Here is a 26,693-nt window from a genome sequence, read left to right on the forward strand (position 1 = left end):
AGTTCATTATGAATCTTTTTTTACCTATAAAAATAGGAAATTACACTTTAAAAAATAGAATTTTCATGGCCCCGATGACACGATGCAGAAGTGTCCAAGATAATATACCCAATGACTTGATGGCTACGTATTATGCTCAAAGAGCTTCTGCCGGATTGATCATATCTGAGGCAACACAGATCTCAACCCAGGGCATCGGGTATCCTTGTACTCCGGGTATTCATACAGCCCAGCAGGTAGAAGGCTGGAAAAAAGTGACTCAGGCTGTGCATGACAAAGGGGGGACTATCTTTTTACAACTATGGCATGTGGGAAGGATCTCCCATTCGGCATATCATGGCGGAGAACTGCCTGTAGCTCCTTCTGCCATAAAGCCCTCTGGTGAAGTCTATACCTTTGAGGGTATGAAAGAATATGAAACACCAAGAGCACTTACTGCAGAAGAGATAAAAGAGATCGTTAAAGCATATGCTCATGGTGCGAGAAATGCCATAGAAGCTGGGTTTGACGGCGTTGAGATACATGGTGCCAATGGATACCTGCTAGATCAGTTCTTACGCGATGGTACGAATATAAGAGAAGATGAGTATGGTGGAAGTATAGAAAACAGAAGCCGTTTTCTTTTTGATGTCATCAAAGCAGTAACGTATGAGATAGGTACAGATAAAACAGGTCTCAGACTCTCTCCAAGTGGTACTTTTAATGACATGACAGACTCTGATCCACAAAAACATTTTACTTATGTCTGTGATAAGTTAAATGCATTTAATCTTGCTTATCTTCATATCGTAGATGCTCTTGAAGATGACATAAGACATGGGGCTAATGTCGTAGAACTTTCCATACTTAGAGAAGCCTATAAAGGGGTTCTCATCACCAACGGAGCTTATGATAAAGAAAGAGGAGATGCGACTATAGAAAATAATCAAGCTGACGCAGTAGCTTTTGGAGTGCTCTTCCTTGCCAACCCTGATCTACCTGAGCGTTTTAAAACAAACTCAGGGTTTAATGAAGCAGATCCTGACACTTTCTATACACAAGATGAAAAAGGTTATACTGATTATCCTGTTCTATAAGAGTACTAGGTAAACCCTTTCATCTCTTATACAGCTCTATAGAGCAAGCTAATAGGAATATGTCTCATCATAGTAGGTACTCTCTAGGAAATCCCAAAATGACTTGCCTACTATATCGGCTTGGACTTTATAGACCAATGTAGTAGTGATCCCATAAAGATATGTATCATAAACGGTTTTTCGTTCATGTGCCAAAGGTGTGGCACAATGACATACTTCATACCAGGAGAGTGTCTCATCATCTATCATCAGAGCTTTTTGCATCGCATTTACGATCGTAGGACCATCAGGCTCTTGATTGGCGATGCTTCCATCCGTTAAAGCAGTAAAAAAAGCTTCCATTTTACCTTCGCGCATTTTCGCTTTTACTTTGTATAACATCATATATCCTTTCTAACCCGAAATATGACTTATAATAGCTATTCACTGTGCAATACTTATGCAATAACTCTTATATACAACCTTTTTTTAGATATATTCTTATAACTAAACTAAAGATCTAAAGATCGATGGCATACGTCTTTAATATCTCAAGGTCTATAAGTTCAAGCATCCTTTGATGTGTCGCATGGATGAAGATGTGTGGTGCCATACCATCATTGTGTGCCTGAACAAAACGAGGTCCAGACAGACACCAGCTCTGCCCTGCTTTCACACCTGCAAAGTTGTACTGAGGCATAGGGGTTGAAAGGTCATTACCCACTTTTTTAGAGTAAGCTAAAAATTCTTCTGTAGCATAAATACAGATAGCATGCACACCCGGGTTGTCCTCTTCTGTATTGCACGATCCATCCCTGTAAAATCCTGTAAGCGGTTTCAAAGAGCAAGGTTCCAACGGTTCACCCAATACATTTAACGTTTCATTCATAGTCTATCCTTATAGAACCCTCTGAATAGCCTAGGTATTCAGAGGGTTCTATTCTTTTTCATACAATACGCAGCACACATGAGGCGCAATGGGTTTTTTCTCTACTTCCTGTTTACTATATACTGCTTTAAACCCTTTAGACAAGAACAGATCAAACTCATGACTGTACAACGGCCATGGCGGTCCACCATAATCATCTTCATCATCCTGACCATGGGCATAGACAAACAACTTACCACCTTTTATAACTAACCCGGAGATGATATCTACCACCAACTTCCTCTGCTCCCTGGGAAGAGACTGCATGGTGAGTCCTTCATAGACAAAATCATAGGCTTCATTAAAGTCCTCTGGCAATGTAAATATATCCTGCACAGAGAAATGTACCCTACTTTCTCCAAAGCGTTCTTTAGCCATCTCAATAGCTGTAGATGAGATATCAATAGCATCTGTCACATACCCTTTCTTTGCCAATACTACTGCATCATCTCCCAGACCACAGCCTATGACCAATGCCTGTTTATCTTTGACATCTTCTGCTTCTTCCAAGTACTCTACCAAATGAACATTGGGTGACATCGTAGCCCATGGTATACTGCTTAAGTCATCACTCGCATTCTGATACACTGTTTCAAAAAAATTCTCTTCTTTCATCTTAGCTCTCTTTCCATTGTATAAATCGTTGCATTTTTGATCTTTTTATCGACCGATCCTTCAAAACCCTCTTTTTTGAGTTCCGATATAAGCACATGCATAAACAATCCATGTGAGATAATAAGTACATCATCTGTTTCTTTGAGCTTTTGTATAAATGATCTTGCACGCTGGGTAGTATCTGATCTTTTCTCTACCTTTCGTACATTAAGATACCAGCGCAACCTGTCAATAAACAACCAAAATTTCTTGGGAAGTTTTATTTTTCCAGATATAAAAGCTTGTGCATCAACTTCAACCAACAGATCACTTCTCTCATACTCTAATTCCAAAAATATTGCACTCTTTAATGCTCTTTGTTGGGAGCTGACATAAACCTTATCAAGTTTTGTTGGTAAGTTCACTCTGAGGTATTCCATGTCACTTTTATCATATCTCTTCACCCATGCTAAAAAATCATCTGCATTCATGAAACCTTCACTGTGGTCTTTCACACGGAAATGTCTTAGTAGATGGATTTTTTGCAAGTTACAACATCTCTCTTTGCTTCTTCGTCAACTTGGAAAACACCAACTCATACGAATGATCGATCAACTCTTTAACACTCTCATCGTCTATATCACTATTGGTTAAGGTAACTGTATTCCAATGCTTTTTATTCATATGATACCCCGCTCTCACTCCTTTATAAATAGAACGAAGTTCCAGAGCATAGATAGGATCACATTTGAGATTGACTTCCAGAGGTATCTCATCGGCAGTCAAAGCAAACATTTTTTCTGCAATGCGATATACACGTACTTTTTCATCAAACGGGTAATCAAAAGTAGCACCTTGTTTACTCAAAATATAGTTATCAAGTTGTTTAAAATTCATTTTAGCTCCTTACTCGGTACCATAATTGTAAATACATTTTCTGCATTGCTATAAGTATACTCTAGATCCAACTTCAAGATCTCCATAATATTATGAACGATATAAAGTCCCAAGCCCAGGCCATGCCCTTTCCCATGAAATGGTTTGGCATAGGTATCTAATGTCTCAGTGAACTGTACCCCTTTGTTAGCAAGTATCAGACTCTCTTTTGTGATCGTAATGGTAACCTTATGGTCAGGCGCATATTTTATGGCATTGTCTATAAGGTTTTTCAATGCCAACGCAAAAAGTTTAAAATCAGTATGCACGATCAACGGCTCTTTTTCTATGATGGTTACCTGTTCTTCTATCTGAACTTCATCCATGATCATCAGTTCCAAGGCCTGCTCGACAAGATCTTTGGCATTGTAGGATGCAAGCTTAAATGCGTAGCTCGAAGAGAGCATCTGCTCGATCTTTGAAAACTCATCTATAAGCAGTTCAAGGCGTTCAAAGACTGCATCATACCCTTCTTCAAGTTTCTCATCTTCCAGAAAGGTGTTGAGCAGCTTTCCTTTAGCTATGGGAGTTTTGAGTTCATGCATGATGGTACGTAAGAAGAGTTGTCGGGAATTGATAAGCGATTCGAGTTTTCGCAGGGCATCATCAAAAGCATTGGCTACTTCTGCTATCTCATCACGCTGTTCACTTTTAACTGAAACACTCAAGTCTCCCTCTGCAACTTTCTGTATCTGACGCTGCAGAATTTTGAGTGGTTTCAAACTCTTGGTAAGCCAAAAGTAAAGTCCCAAGAGAAACAGCAAGGAGAGAAGATACCCACCCAGTAACTGCCATGGCGGAGTAGAGAGTTGTTTATCTTTAAGAAGTAATTGAAAATGAGGATGCTCCAAAGAGAGATAAAATTGATTTTTTATTCTGAGTATTTTAAATTTACTGCGTAATACTCCTCTTTTTGTGACAAGATGTGCTTTTTTGCGGATCTTACGTACTTTTTCTACATTGAGGATGGGTTCAAAGCTGCTCTCCTGTAAAAAAAGGTCAAAATTGGGTTCTTTATGCTCTCTCTTGCTTTGTCGATAATGTTTCTGAATAAAACGAGAAGTTTGTACATAGCGTTTTTGCATCTCTCTGAGGTGTTCACCTTTTTGTATATAAAAAGAGGCTCCAAAAAATGCTGTAACAAAAAGTACAGAGACCAAAAATATGATGCGAATCTTGCTGTAAATACTCATGACAACAACTTGTACCCTATACCACGTACGGTTTTGATATGCACATCATCACCCACTTTTTTTCTAAGCCGGTTCATAATGACTGAGAGTGAGCCATCAGTCCCGAACTGAAACACTTCAGAGTCATAGAATATCTGCTCTTTTGAGACGGTTGAACCCCGTTGTTCTATAAGGAGTTTTAACACTACAAATTCTGCAGGGGTAAGGTCAAGTTGTTGACCATCAAGAGTAACCTCTTCTTTTTGCTCATCCAGCATCAAAGAGTAACTTGGTTCATCTTCTGTTTCGTTGATCTTCTTATAGCGTCGTAGAAGAGAGATGATACGTGCATACATCTCTTGGGGATCATAAGGTTTGGGGAGGTAGTCATCTGCACCCAGCTGTAGGCCGATAACCTTGTCACTCAAGTCAGAACGTGCAGAAGATATAATGATAGGGATGTCATACTTATTCACCACCTCTTTGCATACTTCAAGTCCATCCATGCCAGGCAGGGTAAGGTCAAGTATAAGAAGGTCAAACTTATCAACCCCTGCACTAAGTCCAAGATAGGGATCCTGGTAATTAGTGACTTTGAGGTTATACTTTGCTAAGTAGTGGGTAAGAAGTGATGCAAATTGGGCATCATCCTCTATCATCAAAATATTTATCATAAAATATTATAACTTATTTTTGTGCTTTTAGCAGCTCGATCAACTTTAATCTCTGTTCAGGTGTCAATACACCTATCATCGTTTCAAACTTATCTGCACGCATCTCTATCATACGCTTGGAGTTTTGGGTTGCACTCTGGATAAATGCTTCTCTGTTAAATCCATCTACAGTTACGAAGTTTTCGATCTTACGCTCTTTAAACATCTTTTCACGCTCTGCTTTTCTCTGCATTTTTGTTGCTTTACGATGTGCTTTGAGTGTTGCTCTTTGCTCTTGCGTCAGATCAAGCTCTCTAAATATCTTCATCATAGGGTTCTTGTGCATCTTATGATGTTTATTCATCCCTTTATAAGACTTACCTGCAGCATTTTTCTCTGCATTACAGTGTTGTTTCATCATCTTGCAATTTTCCATATTCATAGGTTGTGCATGCAGTGTCATCACACCTACTACACCTGTGACTGCTACGATAGTTAATACTTTTAATGTTTTCATGGTTTATCCTTAATTATTTATATTTTGTCTTGGAGATTTAATCCCTTTTGACTCTGTAAGTATGAACCATGAATCTAAACGAAGATCTACACTTTTCTTAATAAAGTTTAACCATCTTCTATCATTTTATTCTACTCACACTATAACCTTTGCCCTCAAGATGCTCCACAACACTCTTCTGTCCTAAAAAGTGCATTACACCAAATGCAAACAGATAACGTTTTGCAGGATGCTCTTTGAGTAATGATTCTATCCTCTGAGCCATCAATATGTTTCTATCATAAAGAAGTACTTGCATAAACTTCTCTTCAAACTTTTTATACTTCTCTATATTGAACATCGTCCCTTCTATAAAAGCCATCATCTTCTTTTCATCACCTAGCATATAAAGATGTTTCATCTCCTCCATAAAGTCATTATTCTGCTCAAGGTAATCCAGTGTAGATTCTAGTCCCATAATCTGTTCATTTAAGGAAAATTTATCCATAGCGCTTATCTGCTCTTCTATAGTTTCAATACCACCTACACCCTTGTTTTTACTTTGCGCATAACGATATATCTCAGAGTCAATAGCTTGCAACATAGGGTATTTGAGTTGATTTTCCAACATAGCAGTCACGGCAGAGAGTGCCCAGATCTTCATTTTATCAAAAGGTACAAGGTTCAGTTGAGGATTGATCTGCTTGATGTAATTTTCTGTTCTGTGGTAAAGTGCTTTAGGAATGATCTCTTGCAAACCTTTATCATCACTCCTCAGCATCAAAGCTGCACTCTTCATTTGAAAGCTTGCATCCATAGGAATCTCAGTACGAACCTCATGACTCTTGTCTATGGCAACTTTAAGTGCTTTGGGAAGTACATGAAACTTAGGATCACCCAAATGCATCGTTCCAAAAAGATAAAAAGTCTGTTCCCCTTTTTTGACTTCCCATAGAAACGGATGTTTTATACCCTCATTGGCTACTGTTAAAATAGTAAAGCTTAGTAAAAGTATTAGTAGTTTAAATAGTTTCATGTTTATTCCGTAATTTCGTTTTTACAAGTATAGCAGGGTTTGGAGTTTTCTAAATTAGGTTGTATTGTTGTAGTAAAATTATAATTCAGAAAAAATAAAAACATTATAAAGTTATATATTATAAGGTTTTAGAGAAAGTAATTACTTTAATGTATTAGCTTTTATTCAAACAGTTCTCATTTTTAATATTAATATTATTTATTAGTTGATAATTATTTTCTTCTAAGTTTAAAAGGGTTATACTTTACAAAGGATAATTATTATCCTTAATGAATAAAAGGGATGTTGAATGAGACAATACGAAACTTACAAATGTAACAAATGCAGTAGCGAGATAGAGGTACAAGAGGTTGGTGCTGGGACACTGGTCTGTTGTGGAGAAGAGATGGAGTGTATTACTGAGAACTTAACAGCTGTAAATCTTATGAAAGCTTTTGCAGGTGAGTCACAAGCACGAAATAAGTATGAATTTTTTGCTGATGTAGCTTATGCAGAGGGATTACATAGAATTGCACGACATTTCCAAGAGGCTGCTGATAATGAAAAATATCATGCGATGGCAGAATTTAAGGCTTACAATAAATTAGTAAATGACATAGAGTTAGACACTACCAAGAAGAACCTTATCTATGCAGCAGATGGTGAACGCTATGAGCATGAAGAGATGTATCCTAACTTTGAAGCCATAGCAAAAGAAGAAGGCTTGGTTGATATCGCTAGACTTTTTAGAGCCATCGGTAAAGTGGAAGTAGAACATGAGAGAGAATACTTAGCACTTAAGTCTGCACTTGAAGCAGAAGGTTTCTTCGATAGTGAAAACAACGAAGAGTACATTTGTGAAGTATGTGGACATGTACATAGAGGTAAAAAAGCACCCAAAGCCTGTCCATTATGTAAGGCAGGTCAAGAGTACTTTAAAAAAGCATCCGAAGATATAACTGTAGGATAAATGATTATTTGATAATTTAAAAAGGATAAACTATGAAAAAGATAGATTTGACAACGGCAAACGGAAGAAAAGTAGATAACAATCAAAATTCATTAACAGCAGGTTCACGTGGACCTGTGTTGATGCAAGATGTATATCTTCAGGAGAAGTTGGCACACTTTGACAGAGAAGAGATTCCTGAGAGAATTGTTCATGCTAAAGGTGCAGGTGCTCATGGTACTTTTACTGTGACAAAGGATATCACTGCTTATACTAAAGCTGATATTTTTTCTGAAGTAGGTAAGCAAACAAGAACTTTTACAAGATTTTCAACAGTTGGAGGTGAACGGGGTTCTGCGGATACTGCTAGAGATCCTAGAGGTTTTGCAACGAAGTTTTACACTAATGAGGGCAACTGGGATTTAGTGGGAAATAACACACCAGTCTTTTTCATAAGAGACCCGTTAAAGTTCCCTGACTTTATCCATACGCAAAAAAGAATGCCTGATAGCAACTTGAAATCAGACAATATGATGTGGGATTTTTGGTCAAAATCACCAGAGTCTTTGCATCAAATAACGACACTCTTTAGCAACCGTGGAACACCTGATGGTTATCGTCATATGAATGGATACAGTTCTCATACTTATAGTTTCATCAATGCAAATAATGAACGATTTTGGGTGAAGCTTCATCTCAAAACTGTCCAAGGGATTAAAAATCTCTCAGCAGATGAAGCGACAAGATTAGCAGGAACAAATCCTGATTATGCAACAGAAGACCTTTTTGTATCAATAAAAAATGGTGATTTCCCATCATGGAAAGTGTATGTGCAAATCATGCCTGAGATTGAAACTGAGAGTTATGCCATCAATCCATTTGATGTGACTAAAGTTTGGCCTCATGGGGACTATCCACTGATAGAAGTAGGTATTTTGGAGCTTAACAAAAACCCAAGAAACTATTTCAACGAAGTAGAGCAAGCAGCTTTTTCACCGTCAAATAAAGTACCAGGTATTGGACTTTCACCTGATAAAATGCTTCAAGGAAGATTGTTCTCATATCCAGATACACAAAGATACAGACTAGGTGTAAATTATAATGCCTTACCCATCAATAAACCAGATGTAGAGGTCAATAACGGTTTTAGAAATGGTGCGATGCGTTTTGATGATAATGGTGGGGATAGCTTAAACTATGAACCAAGCCATTATACTGTACCGACTGAGTCACCTGAACTTTCTGAACCACCATTAAAAATAAGTGGTGATGCAGACCGTTACGCTTATGACAGTGATGAAAATAGTGATTTTGTACAAGCTGGAAATCTTTATAGAGTTTTAAATGAAAAAGAGCAAAAAGATTTAGTTTCAAACATTACAGGTAGTCTAAGAAATGCTTCAAAAGAGATTCAGAATTTGCAGATATCACATTTTAAAAAAGCTGATATTGAGTATGGAACAGAAATAGAAAAATCAATTGCTAATTCTTAAGGAAATTACCCATCAGTAGATATGAACTGATGGGTTTATCTATTTTATCTAATTAATAAGAATTAAAAAAATTTTATCTCTAAAATCTTTAGTTGTTCAAAACCTTATAATGTAAATATAACAAAGTTTATAGTCCTCTAATAATCGCTTCTATCTGTCTTCTATGCACCATTTGGTGAATGGCACCCATTACCGACCAATCTTTTGCTTTAAGCTCTCCAAACCATGGATGCTCATGGCGATTCTCAAGATAGATATTATCTACATTCTCTTCCACCTCTTTTCGAAAACTATGTAAAAATATCTCATATTGGTCTATGATCGTTTCATCTATTTCCATATAGGGTTTATAATCCTCTATTTTTATCTCTTTATCAAGGTTTTTTCCTTGACTAAGCAATGGTATGCGCTTTTTTAATGCACTCCCTACAATGATAAGGTGTTCGATGACCATTGCTACACTGTAGTAGCGTGAATTATCTTCCAGACCAAAAAGTTTAGGCACAAGCACACGTTCAAAAAGTTTATCTTTTTTCATAGAGCGGGCTAAAAAAAGCACTTTTTCTCCTTCTTTTTCAAAGATATCCAAAGCACGTTCCCATGAGATAATGCTGTTAAGTAACGGAAAGCCTAAATATCTGAGAAAAAATGCTCTACCACTACTTAAACCATCACCGGCTTTTCCAAGATCTTTAATTAGCTCTTGTGAGTCTTTCGTTGAATCATTCATTTTCTATCCTGCTTTGTTATATACTTTTTAACATAATCCAACGCTTCCTCTTTTGTGCAAATATCTCCCTCCATCTGCAACTCATACACTTCATCCAAGATAAATTTAAACTCTGGAGATGGCTCTAACCCTAAGTCTATGAGATCTCTTCCCTGTAAAAGATTATCGAGTGGTTTGTTTTGCACCTTTAAGGCTTTTGCTTTTTCAAGCAGCCACTCTCCTGCCTTATAGTTACCTCGAAGTGACTCTTGCGTAGTACGCCCTAAAAAACCTGCTTTTGCAACGATCACCAGCTCTTCTATATTGACTTTTGTGGCCAGTTTTCGAATGGCCCTGTTTTTAGACTTTGCAGCATAAAACTGTGAAGGTTTTAGATGATATTCTACTAATGGCAAAATACTTTCTATGAAATCATGTTCACTTGTGAGTCTGTACATAAAACTTTTAGTAGGTTCCAAGCCTTCAACTTCATGCCCTATGGCTCTTATGCATCCATCTTCATCTGTGGCGGTAGTGGTAGCCTTACCGAAATCATGACAGAGGATGGCAAACATGTATTTGAGGTTTTTCTTTTTATCTTCTCCTAAAAGTCCTACCATCGCATCAATACATATCATGGTATGCACCCACACGTCTCCCTCCGGATGCCATTTTGAATCTTGAGGTACATCGATGATGGCTTCAAGCTCCGGGAAATAACGTAAGATACCAAGTTCACGCATCAGTTCAAACCCTAGAGATGGTTTTGGAGACTTCAGAAGTAACTTTACAAACTCTTTATAGATACGCTCTTTAGGCAGCTCCTCAAGCAAGTTATCTTTAACCATATTCAAACACAGTTTCTTCGTTTCAGGTGCAAGTTCATACCCGAACCTTGCACAAAACTGCACTGCTCTATAGACACGTAGGGGATCTTCTACAAAAGAGTTGTCATCTATATGCCGAAGGAGATGTGCATCTATGTCTTCTTGGGCATTAAATGGGTCTAAAAAGGCTTTCCCCTCTATATCATAACCCATGGCATTGATAGTAAAGTCACGACGTAGAGCAGCTTGTTCAAAGGCCATACTTCCATCCGTCTCTACATCAAACCCTCGATGTCCTTTCCCCACTTTAGACTCCAAACGGGGAAAAGAGAAATCATATTCCTCTTTCTCATGCACAAATTTAAGTACACCAAAACTTTTACCTACCAGATTGACCGATCCAAACTCTACTAGTATCTTTTCCAACTGCTCTAGATTATCAAACCCATACACTTCTATATCATAATCTTTAATTGGAAGTTGTAAAAAATGGTCTCGGACAGAGCCACCCACTATGATAGCTTTGGCATGATGTTTTTGAAGAGAGAGGGAAATGGTTTCAATAATTTTCGGTAGGTACATACATTATCACTTCCGTAATTTTTTAAGCTCAACTGCTTCTATATTTAAAATAAAACTCTCTTCAAAACCCATAATAACAGTTCTAAGTTTCAAAAACAACTCTGAGAATTTACCTGTGATATCTTTATCAAACTGCACAATAGCTCTCCATATTCTATGTTACGTATAAATATTTATTTACTTCTTCTAAAATCAGATACAATGGTAACAATATATAATCATACAATCAAAGGATAAAACTATGCTAAAAACATATTTCGGAGAATGGGGAACGGGTAAACTTCAGAGATTACCCTATTTTGGATATCACATACTATTGATAGTACTCATTATAGCGATCATTTTGGGTTCTATTGCTACAGTAGGAGCAGTTGAAAACTTTATGGGTGGTAACTTGGCTGAAACGCAAAAGATGCTAATGGACAAGTTTGGCTTTGTTGCTATAGCAGGTATTATGATTTTAATATTTGCTGCAATGCTTGGTCAACTCAATATTTTAGGAAAACGTATTAGAGATATGGGTCTACCCGTATTGGGGACCATTTTGGGTATTATGTTTATCTCTTTGATACTTAATATTGTACTTCCTCCACAAGAAGTGGCTATCAGTGCTGCGGCTGTACAAACAGCCGATGGTTCAGCTGCTGCTGTTGCAACAACTACAACTAGTACAAATATATTCATACAGATCTTCGATATGATCGTATTTCTATGTTTGGTTTTTATTCCAAGCAATACTTTTGGAAACAAATAAAAATAAAGGCAAACATATGCAAACAGCATCATTTTACAAAGATCTGGAATTTTCAGATGAGTGTGTAGTCATCAAACCCATGCTGGATAGTGATTTTGGTAAAGAGATCCGTATCGCTTTTCAAGATGGTCAGGTAATGAAGGAGCATAAAACCAAGTTTCCTATTACAGTGATGACAATGAGAGGATCCATTAAGTTTGGTGTCGGAGAAAAAACTGTCATTTTGAATGAAGGTGATGTCATAGCTTTAGAAGGAAATGTCATGCATGAGCTTAAAGCCCTTGCAGAGTCTGTAGTACGCCTCAGCCTTCATAAAAGTGATACGATTACCAGAGTAAAAGGTGTATTGAAACTCTAGCATCGTCACATATAGGTGAAACTATCCTACTTGGTTTCCACTGTGTATTTGGGAACGTGTTTAAGTCTCTTTATCTATTAAGATCATAAATTATTTATAGAATAACTACACTTCTTCACTAAGTGTTTCAATATCTACTTTACTATCTGTTTTTCGTCTTTTAGGCACAGGTTTATTAAGAGCTGAAGCATCTTTACTAAATAGTCTGAACAAATCAGCTAATGTCTGATGCATATCACCACGATCAACTATCATATCGATAAGACCATGTTCAAGTAAGAACTCTGAACGCTGGAAACCTTCCGGCAGATCAACACCTACAGTTTGTTTGATAACCCTTTGACCTGCAAATCCTATGAGTGCATCCGGTTCTGCCATAATGATATCACCTAGCATTGCAAATGATGCAGAAACACCACCCATCGTAGGATCTGTTAAAATAGAAATAAAAGGCAGACCTTTATGGTGCAATCTATTAAGTGCAGCTGATGTTTTACTCATCTGTAGTAGAGAATAGGTACTCTCTTGCATACGTGCACCACCAGAAGCAGACACGATAATAAACCCGCACTCTTTTTCGATGGCTCTGTTGATACCACGAACGATCTTCTCACCCTCTACAGAACCAAGACTTCCTCCCATAAAAGAGAAGTCAAAGACTACAAGCTCTATATCTTGACCGTCGATGGTACATGAACCGCTCATTACAGAAGATGTTTTACCTGTTTTGGCTTTTGCCTCTTCAAGACGTTTTTTATATGACTTTTTATCTGAAAATTTCAATGGATCTACTGGTGCCAATGTCGTATCAAACTCAACAAAACTTCCTTCATCAACGATAGCTGCTATTCTTTTCTCCGCAGAGATACGGAAATGGTGGTTACATTTAGGACATACATTTTGTTTCGCTTCTACCTCTTTGTAGTACATCAATGAAGTACATTTTGGACATTTTATCCACTGATTAGGCTGCTCTTCCTTTGTTTCTTTTAATATATTATCAAAAAGACTTCCAAACATATCTACTCCTACTGTAACTTATTATTTTTAATTAATGTTTCTATTTTCTTAGCTATAGTTTTATCTTTGGATACTATAACATAATCCGCCTCAACAATCACTTCAAGCCCTTCACAAAGTGCCAAACCTGCAGCAAAATCGTAGATACGAAACTCTCCCATAAAGAGTACATAATTCACAGACCTTGCATAGGCAAGTGAAAGTGCTATGGCACCTGGTGCTCTAAATTTTAACTTCTCTTTATCCAATGCTGCAACCAAAACAGGATTGGCATAGGCTTTTTCAAAAAGTCCTATTTCTGAATGGGGAACAGTATGAGGAGTATGAAAAGCATCTGTAAAAAGTTTCCCCTGCTGTACTTCAGTGGTATCAGACTTCAGAAAAATATCTCCATTGACAAGATTACACACTACAGCAGCATCTAAAATACCCTGAGCATTTACTTTTGCAACTGAAGTACCGTAAAAAGGGAAAAGAGAAAGCGCATTTGAAGAACCATCAATGGGATCAATGATGATCTTTTCTTCACCGGTGCCAATAATGCCAGACTCTTCAGATTCTATCTCTCCAAAAGTACCTAAATGCTTGACAAATATCTCTTCAGCAAAGAGATCAAGCTTGGAACTGACATCTCCACCTGCACCTACAACAGTCTTTTCAAACCAAGAAGGATCAAAACCCTCTTTGAGTGCTAAAGAAATCTCTTCATTGGCTTTGATACAGGCTTTGATAAAATCTGTCATTTGATTCCTCTTAATCGACCAGTCGATTGAGCCTTCCGCTGAAGAAAACTCAGTGTTAACAATCAAAATTTTAAAAGGTGCTAAAATGCACGTTTTAAATTTTGACAAATATGGGGCTTTTGCTCCATATGCATCCTATAATGTAAAACTCTTCACCATCGCTCTAGCCGCATCACGTCCATCACGTACTGCAGTAACAACCAAGTCAGCACCACGATGACAGTCACCACCGGCATAGATACCTGGTTTAGTTGTCTGGTAATTCTCATCAACCAATACACCACCCCATTTATCTGTCTCTATGCCGTTACTCGCGAAGAATGGATAATCAATCGTATCAAATCCAAGTGCAAAGATAACCACATCAGCATCTATATTGTATTCACTACCTGCTATCTCTTCAACACGTTGTCTTCCAGATGCATCAGGTTCACCAAGTTTTGTTTTTACCATTTCAACAGCGATAATATCACCTTTATCATTGGTTACTAGTGACTTAGGCGAGACATGAAATTCAAACTCAACTCCCTCTTCTTTGGCATTGATATACTCTTTTCTACTTCCTGGCATATTATGTGCATCACGTCTATAAAGACATTTAACAGATCTTGCTTTTTCACGGAGTGAAGTACGTACACAGTCCATCGCAGTATCTCCACCACCGATGACTACTACATTTTTCTCTTTTACTTCAATGTTTTCAGATCTTGGTTCATCAAAGATCTTCTTTTGGATATCAACAAGGAATTCCATCGCCAAGTGAGCATTGGATGCATTTTCACCTTGAAGTCCAGACTTTCTACCTTTAACTGCACCTACACCAACGAACACTGCATCAAAGTTTTCTGTGAGTTCTTCAAAACTCTTATCTTTGCCTATCTCCACATTTTGATGGAACACTGCACCTGCTTCTTTAAGAAGTTTTACTCTTCTGGTGATGACATGTTTATCAAGTTTAAATCCTGGGATACCATAAGTAAGAAGACCACCTGCTCTTGCTTGCTTGTCAAAGATCTCTACATCCACACCTTCTCTAAGTAAAAATGTTGCAGCAGAAAGACCGGCAGGACCAGCACCTACGATAGCTACTTTTTTACCTATTTTATTTTGTGCAAATTTTGGTTTAAGCCCTTTTTTAAAACCCTCTTCATTGATAAAAGTCTCTACTGAACCGATAGTGATCGCGCCATGACCATCATTGAGTGTACAAGCACCTTCACAAAGTCTATCGTGAGGACAGATACGCCCCATCACTTCCGGAAAAGGAGAAGTCTCATTGGAGAGGTCAAATGCAAATTCCAGGTCATTACTTGCTGTTGCTTTAAGCCAATGAGGAATGAGATTATGCAAAGGACAACCGTTATGACAGTATGGATCACCACACTGAATACATCTGTCTGACTGTTCACTTCCTTTTACAGGTTTGAACACTTCGTAGATCTCATCAAAATCTTTATTTCTTTCTACGACATCTCTTTTTTTAGCATCTATTCTTTCTAAATCAAAAAATCTTAACATCTTACTCTCCCTCATCCATCTTAAAAGGTCCCTTCGCATCTTTTGGTCTTACTACCCAAAAGTTTCGAATCTCTACTCTAAAGTTATCTAGTATCTCTTTAGCTCTGTAACTCTTTGTCTCTTTATAGTAGTCTTTAAGAAGCTTTTTGAGGTAGTATCTTTCGATATCTGTATCTTCCGTATCGATACGTCTAGCCTCTACAAGTTCCTGGTTGACATTTTCTACAAATTCATGTGCTTCGTCATAGACGAAAGCAATACCGCCTGTCATACCGGCACCAAAGTTTACTCCGGTCTTACCAAGGATAACCACAGCACCACCCGTCATATATTCACAAGGGTGGTCTCCTGTTCCTTCAACGATCGCGATCGCACCGGAGTTACGTACACCAAAACGCTCACCCACTTGACCATTGATATAAAGTTTACCGCCTGTTGCACCATAGAGACAGGTATTTCCACCTAGGGAGAAGTCTGCACCATTTTTATCAGCAGTGATAATAATACGGCCACCACTCATCCCTTTACCGATATAGTCGTTACCTGCACCATTGATATGTATGCTTATTCCATTACTAAGGAAAGCACCCAGTGATTGACCTGTTGTACCTTCAAGTCTAAGATCGATCGTTCCATCAGGAAGACCTTTATCTCCATAATACTTCGCGATCTCACCAGAAATACGTGTACCGAAACTTCTGTTCAGGTTAGAGATCTTCTTCTCTAAAACGATAGGATCATTTGGATTTTTGATCGCGGGCATCAGCTCTTTGAGTATCTCCTGCTCATACTCATTTTTGTCATAAGGCTCATTGGACTCTACTTGACATGTGTTGTCACCATCTAACTTATAGAGAAGATTTTCAAAAGAGAACTTCTTCGCAAACTTATCATCTATCACTTCCAACAGATCATTTTTACCAATGATCTCTTCAAGTGATGTGTACCCTAGAGAAGCCAAGATCTCACGTACATCTTCACCAAGAAGTGTAAAGTAGTTGATCACTCTCTCTACTGAACCTTCATAATGCTCTCTAAGCTTCTCTTCCTGTGTTGCAATACCTACCGAACATCTGTTCAGGTGACAGATACGAAGGATCTTACATCCGATGACCGTCAAGGCACCTGTACCAAATGCATAAGACTCAGCACCAAAGATAGCGGCTTTAACGACATCCAGTCCTGTTTTTAGTCCACCATCTGTTTCAAGCTCTACTTGTCCTCTAAGGTTGTTGGCTTTAAGTGCATTGTGTGCTTCTATCAGTCCAAGCTCCCAAGGGTTACCGGCAAACTTGATAGACCCGATAGGTGCCGCACCTGTACCACCATCTGCACCGGAGATAATGATCTTATCAGCATAACATTTCGCTACACCCGCTGCGATCGTACCTACACCGGCAGTCGATACAAGTTTGACTGCGATTTTTGCTTCCGGATTGATCTGTTTCAAATCAAAGATAAGCTGAGCTAGATCTTCAATAGAGTAGATATCATGATGTGGTGGAGGTGAGATAAGTGTCACTCCAGGCATCGTATGTCTAAGTCTGGCGATCAAAGGACTTACTTTATGTCCTGGAAGCTGACCACCTTCACCAGGTTTCGCACCTTGAGCCACTTTAATCTGAAGCTCTTCTGCCGAACGCAGATACTGAGGTGTTACACCAAAACGTCCAGAAGCGATCTGTTTGATCTTAGAGTTTTTGATAGTACCAAATCGTACTTCATCTTCTCCACCCTCACCTGAGTTAGAGCTACCGCCAATGGTGTTCATCGCTTCAGCAAGACACTCATGAGCTTCAGGAGAGATAGAACCTAAACTCATTGCTGCTGTTGAGAAACGTTTGAAGATCTCGCTTAACGGCTCTACTTCATCTACCTTGATTGCTGATCTGTCACTTTTGAGTTCAAAGAAGTCACGGATGAACTTTTTATCTCTACCGTCTACAAGCTCTTTAAACTGTTCAAAATCCTCTTTTCTACCACTTTTAGAGAGTGCATGGATCGCATGCACGGTTGCCGGAGAGTAATCATGGAACTCTGCACCATCCAAATACTTATAGAATCCACCGATATTAAGCGGGAAGATACGATTGGCTGTCTCTTTTGCATAAGCATCATCATGTGCTTTTGTAATACGTGCTTCGATATCTTCATAAGTCAGGCCTGAAAGGAATCCATATGCCCCGGTAAAACATTCTGAAACGATCTCATCACTCAAACCAAGTACATCAAAGAGTTTTGAGTTTCTATAACTGGCAACTGTTGCAATACCCATCTTTGACATGATCTTAAGAAGTCCTGCATTGATAGACTTACGTACTTTTTTAAGTATAGGTGCAAGATTTACATTTTCATCTTTTCTATGTTCTATCATCGCTACTGTTTTATAAAGCATATATGGGTAGATCGCAGCTACACCAAAAGCCAACATACATGCTGCCATATGAGAGTCATACACTTCACCTGTAGCAGCAACAATACTTACTAGACTACGCTCACCAGCTTCAAGCAGTGCCTGGTTCAAACGACCTACTACCATAAGCATCGGCATTACTTTTGTATTTGCATCCAACGCTCTGTCATCTAAAACAACCGTTCTGATACCTTCATTTTTTACATCTGAAATAATGGTTTCTACTAAGACAGAAAGTGTTCCTTTAAGATCAGAGCTAAATACTGTGTCATAGGTTTTTGATTTATAACATGCGTCAAACTTAGGATCTCTTTCATCTCCAAATGCTTTCAGCAGTTCCAACTTTTCCAACGACAAGATAGGAGAAACTGTTTTAAGTCTTTTTGCATGTTCTGCATCATCTGAAAGGATATTTCTGGTCTCACCAAATCCTGTATTTAAACTCATGACCACTTTTTCACGGATAGGGTCTATCGGAGGGTTGGTGACTTGTGCAAACTTCTGTTTAAAGAAGTCAGAGAAGTTTCTCTGTTTTGTAGAGAAAGCAGCCAATGGACTGTCATCACCCATAGATGCAGTTGCCTCTTTACCCTCTTTTACCATCGGTTCAAAGACTTGTTCTATGACTTCAAGTGTGATGTTAAAGAAACGTTGTTTTGCTTCCATCTCTGTTTTTTCAGGAATGTCAACCTTTGAGAATGGATCCTCCATATGCTCTTGAAGATAGATCATGTTGTCATTGAGCCATTTATCATAAGGATCTATATTTTTAAGATAATTATTAACATCATCATTCTTAAGTACTTTTCCATATTTCAAGTCTACACCCATCATCTCACCGGACTGGAGTCTTCCTCTCTCTAAGATCTCATCTTCCGGTGTCTCAAGTACACCATACTCAGAAGAGATAAGCAGTCTATTGTCTTTTGTGATGATATATTTCGAAGGTCTAAGACCATTTCTGTCCAGTACACAACCAATGTAGCGACCATCTGTCATACTCACAGCAGCTGGACCATCCCATGACTCAAAACAGGTACTTGCATACTCATAAAAAGCTCTTAGTTTTGCATCCATGTGGGGTGCATTCTGCCAAGGAGCAGGAAGGATAGATCTTGCTGCCTTAAAGAAGTCCATACCGTTAATACGTAAAAACTCAAAGAAGTTATCAAGACTGGCAGAGTCACTCATCTCTGATTGGATAATAGGTATGAGTTTTTTCATCTCTTCTTTAGAGAAGACATCACTTTCAAGTGCTTCCATCTTTGCTGCTACATTAAATCGGTTAGCTGTAACAGAGTTGATCTCACCATTGTGGGCGATGGTTCTAAATGGTTGAGCCAATCTCCACTCTGGAAGTGTGTTTGTAGAAAATCTTTGGTGGAAAAGACAAAATGAGATTTCAAAATCTTCATGGGCCAGATCCTGATAGAACTCTTTGATGTGCGTTGGCATCACTAGTCCTTTGTATGACACTACAGAAGTAGAAAATGATGGGATATAGAAATCTCTGTCATCTGAGATCTTTGCTTCTATCTCTTTACGGGAAAGATATACAAGTGCATCAAATCTTCTTGCACCCATGAGTGAATACGGTGCTATAAAAACCTGTTTGATCGTTGGAAGTGACACAAGTGCCTTCTCACCAAGTGCATCTGTATCTACAGGTACGGTACGCGTATAAATAACTTTAAGGTCATTATTTTCACATACCTCTTTGATGACATCGAAATCTTTCTCATTTTTAGAAAAGACCATTGCTACAGCATAGACATCAGGAAGTGTTATCTCCTCTTTCTTTGCCACTTTCGCAAAAAACTTTCTAGGTATAGAAATAAGAAGTCCAGAACCGTCTCCTGTCTTTCCATCTGCTGCTACAGCCCCTCTGTGCATCATACGTGACAGTGCTGTTACAGCATCTTCTATATTTCTATGTGAAGGAGTATTGTCGATGGAAGCAAGCAGTCCAAATCCACAATTATCCTTAAACGAGGTAAATAAATCTCTCATAAGCCAACCTTTAATTTAATTTCGCTAGGGTTTCGTAAAATACCCTATAAATAGGGGCTATTATACTGAAAAGGTGGTTAAAAAAAGATGAAAGGGTTTGTGTTAGGGCTTCGTAAAGCCAAAAATGAAGACAGCATTGCCCTTGTACTCAGTCCTAAAGATGTAAGAACCTATTACCGTTTTTTTGGTGCAAGGCACTCCATCTTACAGCTTGGAAATCTTATTGATTTTGAAGTGGAAGGTGAAGGTTCCAGTTTCCTTCCTCGCCTCAGAAGCCTCTCTCATATTGGCTTCCCCTGGCTCTTTGACAAAAACAAACTTCTTCTCTGGCACAACTTCATCAAGCTTTTTGAACCTCATCTCAAAGATGCGGAAGAGATAGACTCTTTCTACTATGATCTACTCCTCAACGCAGCCAAAAAATGGGACAGACAGAACCCTAAACGCATCGTATGTGAAAGCTACATCGAACTGCTAGAGTACGAAGGAAGACTTCATGATGAAGAGAACTGCTATATCTGCGAAAACCCTATAGAAGCTCAAATGGCTCTCATGCAAGCCTTCATCCCTGCTCACCCTGAATGTCTTTACTCTTCTTCTTTACCTAAGGAAAAAATACAACTATTTTTTGAAACTAAAAAAACCATTCATTTGGAAGATTATGAGGTGGAGTATCTGTTTGATATTGTAATGAAAGGGTTGTAGACTCTTATGTCGTAGCACGATTCCTACCTCAATTAAGCAGCAACTGTTTCATAAATTCTCTAGAAATACTTCATATAGAGTTTTATATCCAAGTACTTTTTTAACTCTGTAATCAATACAGGTTCGTATTGATTGTAAAATCAGCGATACAATAGTTATTTATATCTTAAGTTACAGAGAATATCAAAGTTGGCATGTAACCTTATAAAACCTATCATATCGGCATGTTTTATAAGGTTTTATCTTCTCACTCTCTTAAAATAGTCAAAACATATCGCTACAGCGATAAACGTTATAAAATATGTTAGATTATAAGGTTTTAAGAGTCACGTTCTAATCCTCAGCAAACTCTGAAAAGATTGATTCGTTCCAGCCAAATGGATTTTCATCTTCTTCCATCATACCAATCTGGGAAGGTGTTTTGTTGAAATAGTTTTTAAAACTTAATCCGAATTCTGAAAGACCATGAATTTGGTATTGTTCCAAGATAGATGTCACAGTGATATCTTCCTGCTTTCTCTTTCTCAGTTCTGTCTCTATAGACTGCAAAAGAAGGCGTTTATAGTAACGTTTTGGAGATAGTTTAAACTCTTTTTTAAATGCTAGTTCCAATGTACGGATATTCACTTCCAGCGCTTCGGAAAGTGTACTGATCAATAGAGGAGATTTAACATTCAGATGCATAAGATCAATGGTTTTTTGTACTAAGATATGGCTTTTTTCAAGAGAAGAAGTTTCTGCAATTGGATTTTGTAATATTCTCAATAGCAATGAACTGAGCTCATCTTTGCTGACAATTTCATTTTTAAGAATACGTGTATGGATATCAAGAAAAACAGTGACATCTTTGTCATCAATAAAAAACATCCTGTTTGAAAGATCAATATCATCACTGCAGCACTGCTCTTTAATGTATTCAAGTAGAAGCGTTTTTGTGATCAGGATAAAACGAATATCTGCATGATCAAATGTTACCCCATCAACGGAATTTTGGTCACCTTTGGTTTCAATGATATTTTTATTGAGTATATTTCCGTGCCATTTACAGATACCTGTTGACTTCCCTCTATAGGCAAATGGGTATAGATCTTCCGGTAAATTTCCTATGATATGGATACTTTGATCTGTCATAAAAGATGCTGCTCCCACATCGTTTTGCATGTTCATAGTCATAGTAAATTGTTTGATCTCTTTTTCTAATGGAATTGCAGTAATCATGGGAAACAGTTTAATAATTCATCCTTTTAAAATCAACCTTGGTGATATATTTATATAAAAATTTCGTTTTTTACATAACCATATTTCCCAAAATTATACTATTATTAGAATAAGACGTTAGACCACAATGGAGGTTCACCGTTATGAAATTAGATTTATCTACCATTAATCACTCTTTGAACAGACGTTCATTTCTTACTTTAAGTGCTTCAGCAGGTCTTGCACTGGCAGGATTAAGTTTCCCTTCTTCGTGCGAAGCTGCGAAGTTTTCAACAAAATTACATAAAGTTTCCATGTCTAAACTGGGTATGGGTACATATGTCAACATAACAGCTCTCGACCCTTCTAGGGATAGATCTGAAGAGGCCATAGGACAAGCTTATGCAGAGATTGATCGGCTCAGTTCACTTCTGTCTCGTCATGACCCATCCTCTCCTGTCAGTTATTTAAACACTAATGGTTCTCTCTCTGATCTGCCGACAGAACTTTTTCATGTGCTAAAAGCATCACTCTATTATAACCGTCTTAGTCACGGGTATTTTGATATCAGCATCCTGCCTGTTCTTGATCTCTATGAAGAGTGTTTCAAAACAACAAATAAGCCTCCCTCTTTGCCTGAAATCCAGAACGCCATGTCACTGGTTGGAAGCGATCATATTGACCTGACTTCGAATTCAGTCACCTTTACCAAACCTCATATACAGATCACATTGGATTCCATTGCCAAAGGGTACATTATAGACCGGGCTATGGATGTGCTTAAACGACATGGGATTGAACATGCTCTCATTAATGCAGGAGGGGACATAGCGGTTCATGGGGGTACAAACGTGAACAAGCCATGGCGAATCGCCATCCAGGACCCTCAGACAAAAGAGAGCAATATTGATGTTGTTGAGATGATAAATGGTGCCGTTGCCACTTCTGGTAATTATGAGATCTATTTTGATAAGGAAAAGATCTATCATCATCTCATCTCTCCTCTTAGTCTTGACCCTGTCAAAAATATAAGCTCTTCGAGCGTACAAGCACGAACTGTTATGGAGGCTGATGCTTTGGCTACAGCTGCTTTTGTGATGGGAGTAGAAAAAGGTATGAAATTTATGAATAGCACACCGGATGTAGAAGGACTTATAGTTGATAGTTTCGGACAGAAGCTCACCTCCAAGTCTTGGGACAAAGCCTGATGGTTTATAGTAAGAATTTAAAAAAGGATTAAGTATGGATGAGCATAACAGTGAAAATGAACAAAATATTGAAAATGAACAAACTCCTGAAGAGGAACAAGATAACTCTAGAAGAAATTTCCTAAAATTTGGTGCTGTCGGGGCTGGTGTTGCTGTTGCCGCTGTAGCAGGAGTAGAGATCGCACGCAGGATGGAAGGTGTTCCTCTTGATCATTTTCCCTTGCCTATTAATGAAGATTATGTTCGTATAGACCAAAGAAATCAGGTCAATACTTTTTGTAACAGTAAAAAACTTAATGATGAGCATCCTGAACGGGCTAAAGCCTTTAATAATTTCAACTTTTATGAAAAGAAAAAGGGCTTTTACAATGGTCCTTACCGTAAGCACTCTGAAGGACAAGGCCAGATTGATCGAGCTTTGGCCGCAGCTGGTTTTTACAGTGCTACCTCTCAACTTGACTACACCTTTAATATGGACATAATGAATGAAGGTGTTGCTACCTGGGAACAGACCATGCTCTCTAAGGACAAATACCAGTTTGAAAGTCCTGAGGAGGCAACCACAAAAATTAAAAGTGCAGCAAAGCTCTTTGGTGCAGTTCGTTGTGGTATCACACCACGGGATGAACGCTGGGATTATGATCCTCTTTATGATACCAATAGTGAGCAGACGTTTACTTGGGAAGATGATTTTCCTTTTGTACCAAAAAGTGTTATCGTGATCATGGTAGAGATGGATTATGAAGCGATTGCCACAGCTCCATCATGGATTACTGATGCAGCAACGGGTGAGGGATATACAAGAGCTCTTAAAGTTGCGGGACAGTTGGCACTGTTTCTGCGACAACTTGGCTATAAGGCAGTAGCTTCTATGAACGATCTGGGAATGAATGTTCCTTATGCCGCAGCGTCAGGTATAGGTGAATCAGCACGTAATGGAGCTTCAATTACTCCTGAGTATGGACCTAGAGTTCGTATTGCTAAGGTATATACCGAATTTGACTATGTAGCGTATACACCGCCAAGAGATTACGGCGTTGCAAGCTTCTGCTTAAATTGTATGCTTTGTGCTGACTCTTGTCCCGGAGAGGCCATTACCCATGGTCCTCCGACGTGGGGACCTGAATACTCAGATGATCCGGACAATATTTGGAATGCTTCCAAGGGTATATTGAAATTTCATAATGATTCTAAAAAATGTTTTCAGTTCTGGACGGAAAATGACGGTGGATGTGCAGCCTGCATTGCTGCTTGTCCTTACAATAAACCTGACTTCTGGCATCATAGACTCGTAGATGCGCAAAATGTTATTGCCCCGGGTCCGGTTCACAGTTTCATGCGAGAGATGGATGTTCTCTTTGGATACGGCAAAATAAATGATCCTGTCAGAGTTGCGAAATTTTGGAAGTCAGGGGATGAGATATGATGGATTTAACCTGGTATATTCTTGGCATACTCTCAGCACTTTTGGGCTATTTGATGTATGAATATTCGCTAAAACAGCCACTCAATTGGATCTCTTGGTCTGGGCTTGTATCTGGTGTTTTTTTAGTGCTGTTTAGTGTTGCATGGGGAGTTGGAGCTGTTCTTGAGGGTGTCCCCCGAGCAGGCAGCATGGGTCTACTCCTATTTGGCCTTTCTGGGATCATCTTACTTACAATAACCGGACGGTACATCACTGCAGAAGGAAAGGATACGAAGATATGATGGGATTAACCTGGTATATTCTTGGATTGCTCACGACAGCATCTGTCATTTTTATAGTAAAGCTTTCTAAAAAATATGTGTTGAACTGGATCGCTTACTCAGGATATGGAATGGGTGTTTTTCTCATTTTGTTCAGTATTGCCTGGGCAGTCGGTGCTGTTCTTGAAGGTGTGCCTAGAGCGGGAAGTATGGGGATGTTGCTCTTTGGATTACCCGGCATAATTTCCCTGACATTGACACTACGATATATCACTGAGAAGTTAAAAAAGCGTGCTACTTTTTCTTCATCAGCACCTATTGTAGAACAAAAGAGTCCTCTGGCTGTACAATCAAAATCAAGCGTAAAACCTAGGTTAACAAATAGTGAGTTAGTTAGTAATATACTTCGTTACGGTGCCTATCTTTCTTTACTTGTTGCCTTCGTCATTGGAATGAATGCTGACACTAAAGATTATGAGGCCATGGTTCGTGCCAAGTTTAAAGATGAGAAATTAACCAAGATCAATGATGATCCTATCGTCTTTCAGCTTGGGGAGAAAAAAGCAGAAGGCGGTGAGTATATTCTCATCCAGGAAGGTCAAGGTTATGGCGGTCCTTTTGTCATCGGTGTTCGTATACAAGATGATGCTAAAGTACATGAAGTGCTGCCTTTGGAGCATAAAGAGACACCAGCCTTTGCACAAAAGGTTGAAGAGGCACATTACGGATCACAGTTTATCAACAAACATATTTCAGATAATTTCATTGTGGGTGATGATATTGATGCCGTTTCTGGTGCTACTGTTACGGTCATGGCTGCGACTGAAGCAGTCCGAAATGGTGCGCATCTTGCAGCGGTACAGTACTTTAAACTTGAACCTAGCTGGGTGAAGGTTCCATGGAAAATCGGGCTAGCAGAGATTCTTATTCTGATCATTTTTATTTTAGCATTCTTTCCAAAACTCATCAATAAAAAGCCTTATAAATATTTCTATATGATCGCGACCGTTGCTATAGTCGGATTTTATCTAAATGCTTCTGTTTCTATTGGTAATATGGCTGCGGTGCTCATCGGATATATCCCTAGTTTCAAAGATCACTTGACCTGGTGGATTTTAGTAGCAGGTAGTCTATTGGCTATTTTCTTTACGGGTAAAAATATCTATTGTAATAGAGTTTGTCCGTTTTATGCGATTGAGTTTCTTTTACAACAGATCAGTGGGAGCAAATGGACTCCAAGCCCTGCTGTACTCAAGCATGCAAAGACCGGTGTAAACTTCCTTTTGTGGCTCTCTTTGATGTTAATCTTTCTGACGAAACATCCGGCACTGGGATCTTTTGAGCCATTTGCTATGATGTTCTCTTTGGAAGGACTGGGAATACAGTGGTATATTCTTCCTTTCGCCATTATTGGTTCATTTTTTACATCGTCGTTTTGGTGTAGGTTTTTCTGCCCCGTTGGCGGGATGTTCAACAATTTAATTAAACTGAGAAAGTACATTCTTTCTTTTGTTCCAAAAAGAGTGAAGAAAGGAGTCAAGTAATGGCAAAGAAAAAAGAAAAATCCATATGGGGTGAGCGATTGACAACGGCACTCTATGTTGTCATGTTTATATTTGTAGTCTCCTATCTATATCAGGCTGTTTCATCGCATTTTGTTGGTTAGCAATAG

Annotated in this window: 28 protein-coding genes; 11 read left to right on the forward strand and 17 right to left on the reverse strand. The window is 38.5% G+C overall.

What is annotated here, in order from left to right:
* Positions 1–8: 8 nt before the first annotated feature.
* Positions 9–1,076 carry an alkene reductase gene (locus tag ACLHDG_RS09870; RefSeq protein WP_415406064.1) on the forward strand — a complete coding sequence of 356 codons (1,068 nt, stop codon included), beginning with the start codon at positions 9–11 and terminating at the stop codon, positions 1,074–1,076.
* Positions 1,077–1,124: 48 nt separating this feature from the next.
* Here the strand turns inward: ACLHDG_RS09870 and ACLHDG_RS09875 are convergent, their stop codons facing one another.
* The 9 genes from ACLHDG_RS09875 to ACLHDG_RS09915 all read right to left on the reverse strand — a co-directional run bounded on the left by ACLHDG_RS09875 (position 1,125) and on the right by ACLHDG_RS09915 (position 6,870).
* Positions 1,125–1,457 carry a hypothetical protein gene (locus tag ACLHDG_RS09875; protein WP_415406065.1) on the reverse strand — a complete coding sequence of 111 codons (333 nt, stop codon included), beginning with the start codon at positions 1,455–1,457 and terminating at the stop codon, positions 1,125–1,127.
* Positions 1,458–1,575: 118 nt separating this feature from the next.
* Complete coding sequence (locus tag ACLHDG_RS09880) at positions 1,576–1,944, reverse strand: DUF2237 family protein (protein WP_415406066.1); 369 nt, start codon at positions 1,942–1,944, stop codon at positions 1,576–1,578.
* Positions 1,945–1,992: 48 nt separating this feature from the next.
* The gene (locus ACLHDG_RS09885) at positions 1,993–2,598 is read right to left on the reverse strand and encodes a class I SAM-dependent methyltransferase (protein ID WP_415406067.1); all 606 of its coding nucleotides are present in this window, start codon (positions 2,596–2,598) and stop codon (positions 1,993–1,995) included.
* Positions 2,595–3,092 (reverse strand): histidine phosphatase family protein, encoded by a 498-nt coding sequence (locus tag ACLHDG_RS09890; RefSeq protein WP_415406068.1) that lies wholly within the window; start codon positions 3,090–3,092, stop codon positions 2,595–2,597. Before ACLHDG_RS09890 ends, ACLHDG_RS09885 begins: the two co-directional genes overlap by 4 nt.
* A gap of 34 nt (positions 3,093–3,126) precedes the next feature.
* Positions 3,127–3,474, reverse strand: coding sequence for an MmcQ/YjbR family DNA-binding protein (locus tag ACLHDG_RS09895; RefSeq protein WP_415406069.1), 348 nt, complete (start codon positions 3,472–3,474; stop codon positions 3,127–3,129).
* On the reverse strand, positions 3,471–4,706 hold the full coding sequence (locus ACLHDG_RS09900; RefSeq protein ID WP_415406070.1) for an ArsS family sensor histidine kinase: 1,236 nt from the start codon (positions 4,704–4,706) through the stop codon (positions 3,471–3,473). The genes ACLHDG_RS09895 and ACLHDG_RS09900 overlap by 4 nt, the downstream gene beginning before the upstream one ends.
* Positions 4,703–5,359: a response regulator transcription factor gene (locus ACLHDG_RS09905; protein ID WP_415406071.1), complete on the reverse strand. Its 657-nt coding sequence runs from the start codon at positions 5,357–5,359 to the stop codon at positions 4,703–4,705. Before ACLHDG_RS09905 ends, ACLHDG_RS09900 begins: the two co-directional genes overlap by 4 nt.
* Before the next feature lie 13 nt (positions 5,360–5,372).
* Complete coding sequence (locus ACLHDG_RS09910; RefSeq protein WP_415406072.1) at positions 5,373–5,855, reverse strand: Spy/CpxP family protein refolding chaperone; 483 nt, start codon at positions 5,853–5,855, stop codon at positions 5,373–5,375.
* Between the two features lie 121 nt (positions 5,856–5,976).
* On the reverse strand, positions 5,977–6,870 hold the full coding sequence (locus ACLHDG_RS09915; protein WP_415406073.1) for a TraB/GumN family protein: 894 nt from the start codon (positions 6,868–6,870) through the stop codon (positions 5,977–5,979).
* Between the two features lie 289 nt (positions 6,871–7,159).
* Between ACLHDG_RS09915 and ACLHDG_RS09920 the strand changes: the two genes are divergently transcribed.
* Together ACLHDG_RS09920 and ACLHDG_RS09925 are read left to right on the forward strand one after the other, a co-directional pair.
* Entirely contained in the window at positions 7,160–7,819 is a 660-nt protein-coding gene (locus tag ACLHDG_RS09920) for a ferritin family protein (protein ID WP_415406074.1), read from the forward strand.
* A 32-nt stretch (positions 7,820–7,851) separates the two neighbouring features.
* Positions 7,852–9,291 (forward strand): catalase, encoded by a 1,440-nt coding sequence (locus ACLHDG_RS09925; RefSeq protein ID WP_415406075.1) that lies wholly within the window; start codon positions 7,852–7,854, stop codon positions 9,289–9,291.
* 127 nt (positions 9,292–9,418) lie between these two features.
* Here the strand turns inward: ACLHDG_RS09925 and ACLHDG_RS09930 are convergent, their stop codons facing one another.
* From ACLHDG_RS09930 to ACLHDG_RS09940, 3 genes are read right to left on the reverse strand one after another with little or no spacing between them, the layout of a single operon-like run.
* Positions 9,419–10,021, reverse strand: coding sequence for a hypothetical protein (locus ACLHDG_RS09930; protein WP_415406076.1), 603 nt, complete (start codon positions 10,019–10,021; stop codon positions 9,419–9,421).
* The gene (locus ACLHDG_RS09935) at positions 10,018–11,409 is read right to left on the reverse strand and encodes a CCA tRNA nucleotidyltransferase (protein WP_415406077.1); all 1,392 of its coding nucleotides are present in this window, start codon (positions 11,407–11,409) and stop codon (positions 10,018–10,020) included. The genes ACLHDG_RS09930 and ACLHDG_RS09935 overlap by 4 nt, the downstream gene beginning before the upstream one ends.
* Before the next feature lie 6 nt (positions 11,410–11,415).
* The gene (locus tag ACLHDG_RS09940) at positions 11,416–11,547 is read right to left on the reverse strand and encodes a hypothetical protein (protein WP_415406078.1); all 132 of its coding nucleotides are present in this window, start codon (positions 11,545–11,547) and stop codon (positions 11,416–11,418) included.
* 103 nt (positions 11,548–11,650) lie between these two features.
* On the opposite strand from ACLHDG_RS09940, the gene ACLHDG_RS09945 reads away from it, so the two are divergent.
* Positions 11,651–12,163, forward strand: a complete 513-nt coding sequence (locus ACLHDG_RS09945) for a hypothetical protein (protein WP_415406079.1) — start codon at positions 11,651–11,653, stop codon at positions 12,161–12,163.
* Between the two features lie 16 nt (positions 12,164–12,179).
* Positions 12,180–12,521 (forward strand): cupin, encoded by a 342-nt coding sequence (locus tag ACLHDG_RS09950; protein WP_415406080.1) that lies wholly within the window; start codon positions 12,180–12,182, stop codon positions 12,519–12,521.
* 105 nt (positions 12,522–12,626) lie between these two features.
* Here ACLHDG_RS09950 and accD read toward each other — a convergent pair whose 3' ends face one another.
* The 4 genes from accD to gltB all read right to left on the reverse strand — a co-directional run bounded on the left by accD (position 12,627) and on the right by gltB (position 20,225).
* On the reverse strand, positions 12,627–13,541 hold the full coding sequence (gene accD, locus ACLHDG_RS09955; RefSeq protein ID WP_415406081.1) for an acetyl-CoA carboxylase, carboxyltransferase subunit beta: 915 nt from the start codon (positions 13,539–13,541) through the stop codon (positions 12,627–12,629).
* An 8-nt stretch (positions 13,542–13,549) separates the two neighbouring features.
* The gene (locus ACLHDG_RS09960) at positions 13,550–14,284 is read right to left on the reverse strand and encodes an inositol monophosphatase family protein (RefSeq protein ID WP_415406082.1); all 735 of its coding nucleotides are present in this window, start codon (positions 14,282–14,284) and stop codon (positions 13,550–13,552) included.
* Between the two features lie 135 nt (positions 14,285–14,419).
* A complete protein-coding gene (locus tag ACLHDG_RS09965; RefSeq protein WP_415406083.1) occupies positions 14,420–15,802 on the reverse strand; it encodes a glutamate synthase subunit beta in 1,383 nt (460 codons plus the stop codon).
* Position 15,803: 1 nt separating this feature from the next.
* Complete coding sequence (gene gltB / locus ACLHDG_RS09970) at positions 15,804–20,225, reverse strand: glutamate synthase large subunit (RefSeq protein WP_415406084.1); 4,422 nt, start codon at positions 20,223–20,225, stop codon at positions 15,804–15,806.
* 87 nt (positions 20,226–20,312) lie between these two features.
* Here gltB and recO point away from each other — a divergent pair, with 87 nt between their 5' ends.
* The gene (gene recO / locus ACLHDG_RS09975) at positions 20,313–20,930 is read left to right on the forward strand and encodes a recombination protein RecO (RefSeq protein ID WP_415406085.1); all 618 of its coding nucleotides are present in this window, start codon (positions 20,313–20,315) and stop codon (positions 20,928–20,930) included.
* A 333-nt stretch (positions 20,931–21,263) separates the two neighbouring features.
* Here recO and ACLHDG_RS09980 read toward each other — a convergent pair whose 3' ends face one another.
* Positions 21,264–22,148, reverse strand: a complete 885-nt coding sequence (locus tag ACLHDG_RS09980; protein ID WP_415406086.1) for a helix-turn-helix domain-containing protein — start codon at positions 22,146–22,148, stop codon at positions 21,264–21,266.
* 143 nt (positions 22,149–22,291) lie between these two features.
* Here ACLHDG_RS09980 and ACLHDG_RS09985 point away from each other — a divergent pair, with 143 nt between their 5' ends.
* From ACLHDG_RS09985 to ACLHDG_RS10005, 5 genes are read left to right on the forward strand one after another with little or no spacing between them, the layout of a single operon-like run.
* Entirely contained in the window at positions 22,292–23,335 is a 1,044-nt protein-coding gene (locus ACLHDG_RS09985; RefSeq protein WP_415406087.1) for an FAD:protein FMN transferase, read from the forward strand.
* Positions 23,336–23,369: 34 nt separating this feature from the next.
* A complete protein-coding gene (locus ACLHDG_RS09990; RefSeq protein WP_415406088.1) occupies positions 23,370–24,761 on the forward strand; it encodes a reductive dehalogenase in 1,392 nt (463 codons plus the stop codon).
* A complete protein-coding gene (locus tag ACLHDG_RS09995) occupies positions 24,758–25,042 on the forward strand; it encodes a hypothetical protein (protein WP_415406089.1) in 285 nt (94 codons plus the stop codon). The genes ACLHDG_RS09990 and ACLHDG_RS09995 overlap by 4 nt, the downstream gene beginning before the upstream one ends.
* Entirely contained in the window at positions 25,039–26,565 is a 1,527-nt protein-coding gene (locus ACLHDG_RS10000; protein WP_415406090.1) for an FMN-binding protein, read from the forward strand. Before ACLHDG_RS09995 ends, ACLHDG_RS10000 begins: the two co-directional genes overlap by 4 nt.
* A complete protein-coding gene (locus tag ACLHDG_RS10005; RefSeq protein ID WP_415406091.1) occupies positions 26,565–26,687 on the forward strand; it encodes a hypothetical protein in 123 nt (40 codons plus the stop codon). Before ACLHDG_RS10000 ends, ACLHDG_RS10005 begins: the two co-directional genes overlap by 1 nt.
* Positions 26,688–26,693: the final 6 nt, after the last annotated feature.

The organism is Sulfurovum iocasae (assembly GCF_047716765.1).
Classification (GTDB): domain Bacteria; phylum Campylobacterota; class Campylobacteria; order Campylobacterales; family Sulfurovaceae; genus Sulfurovum.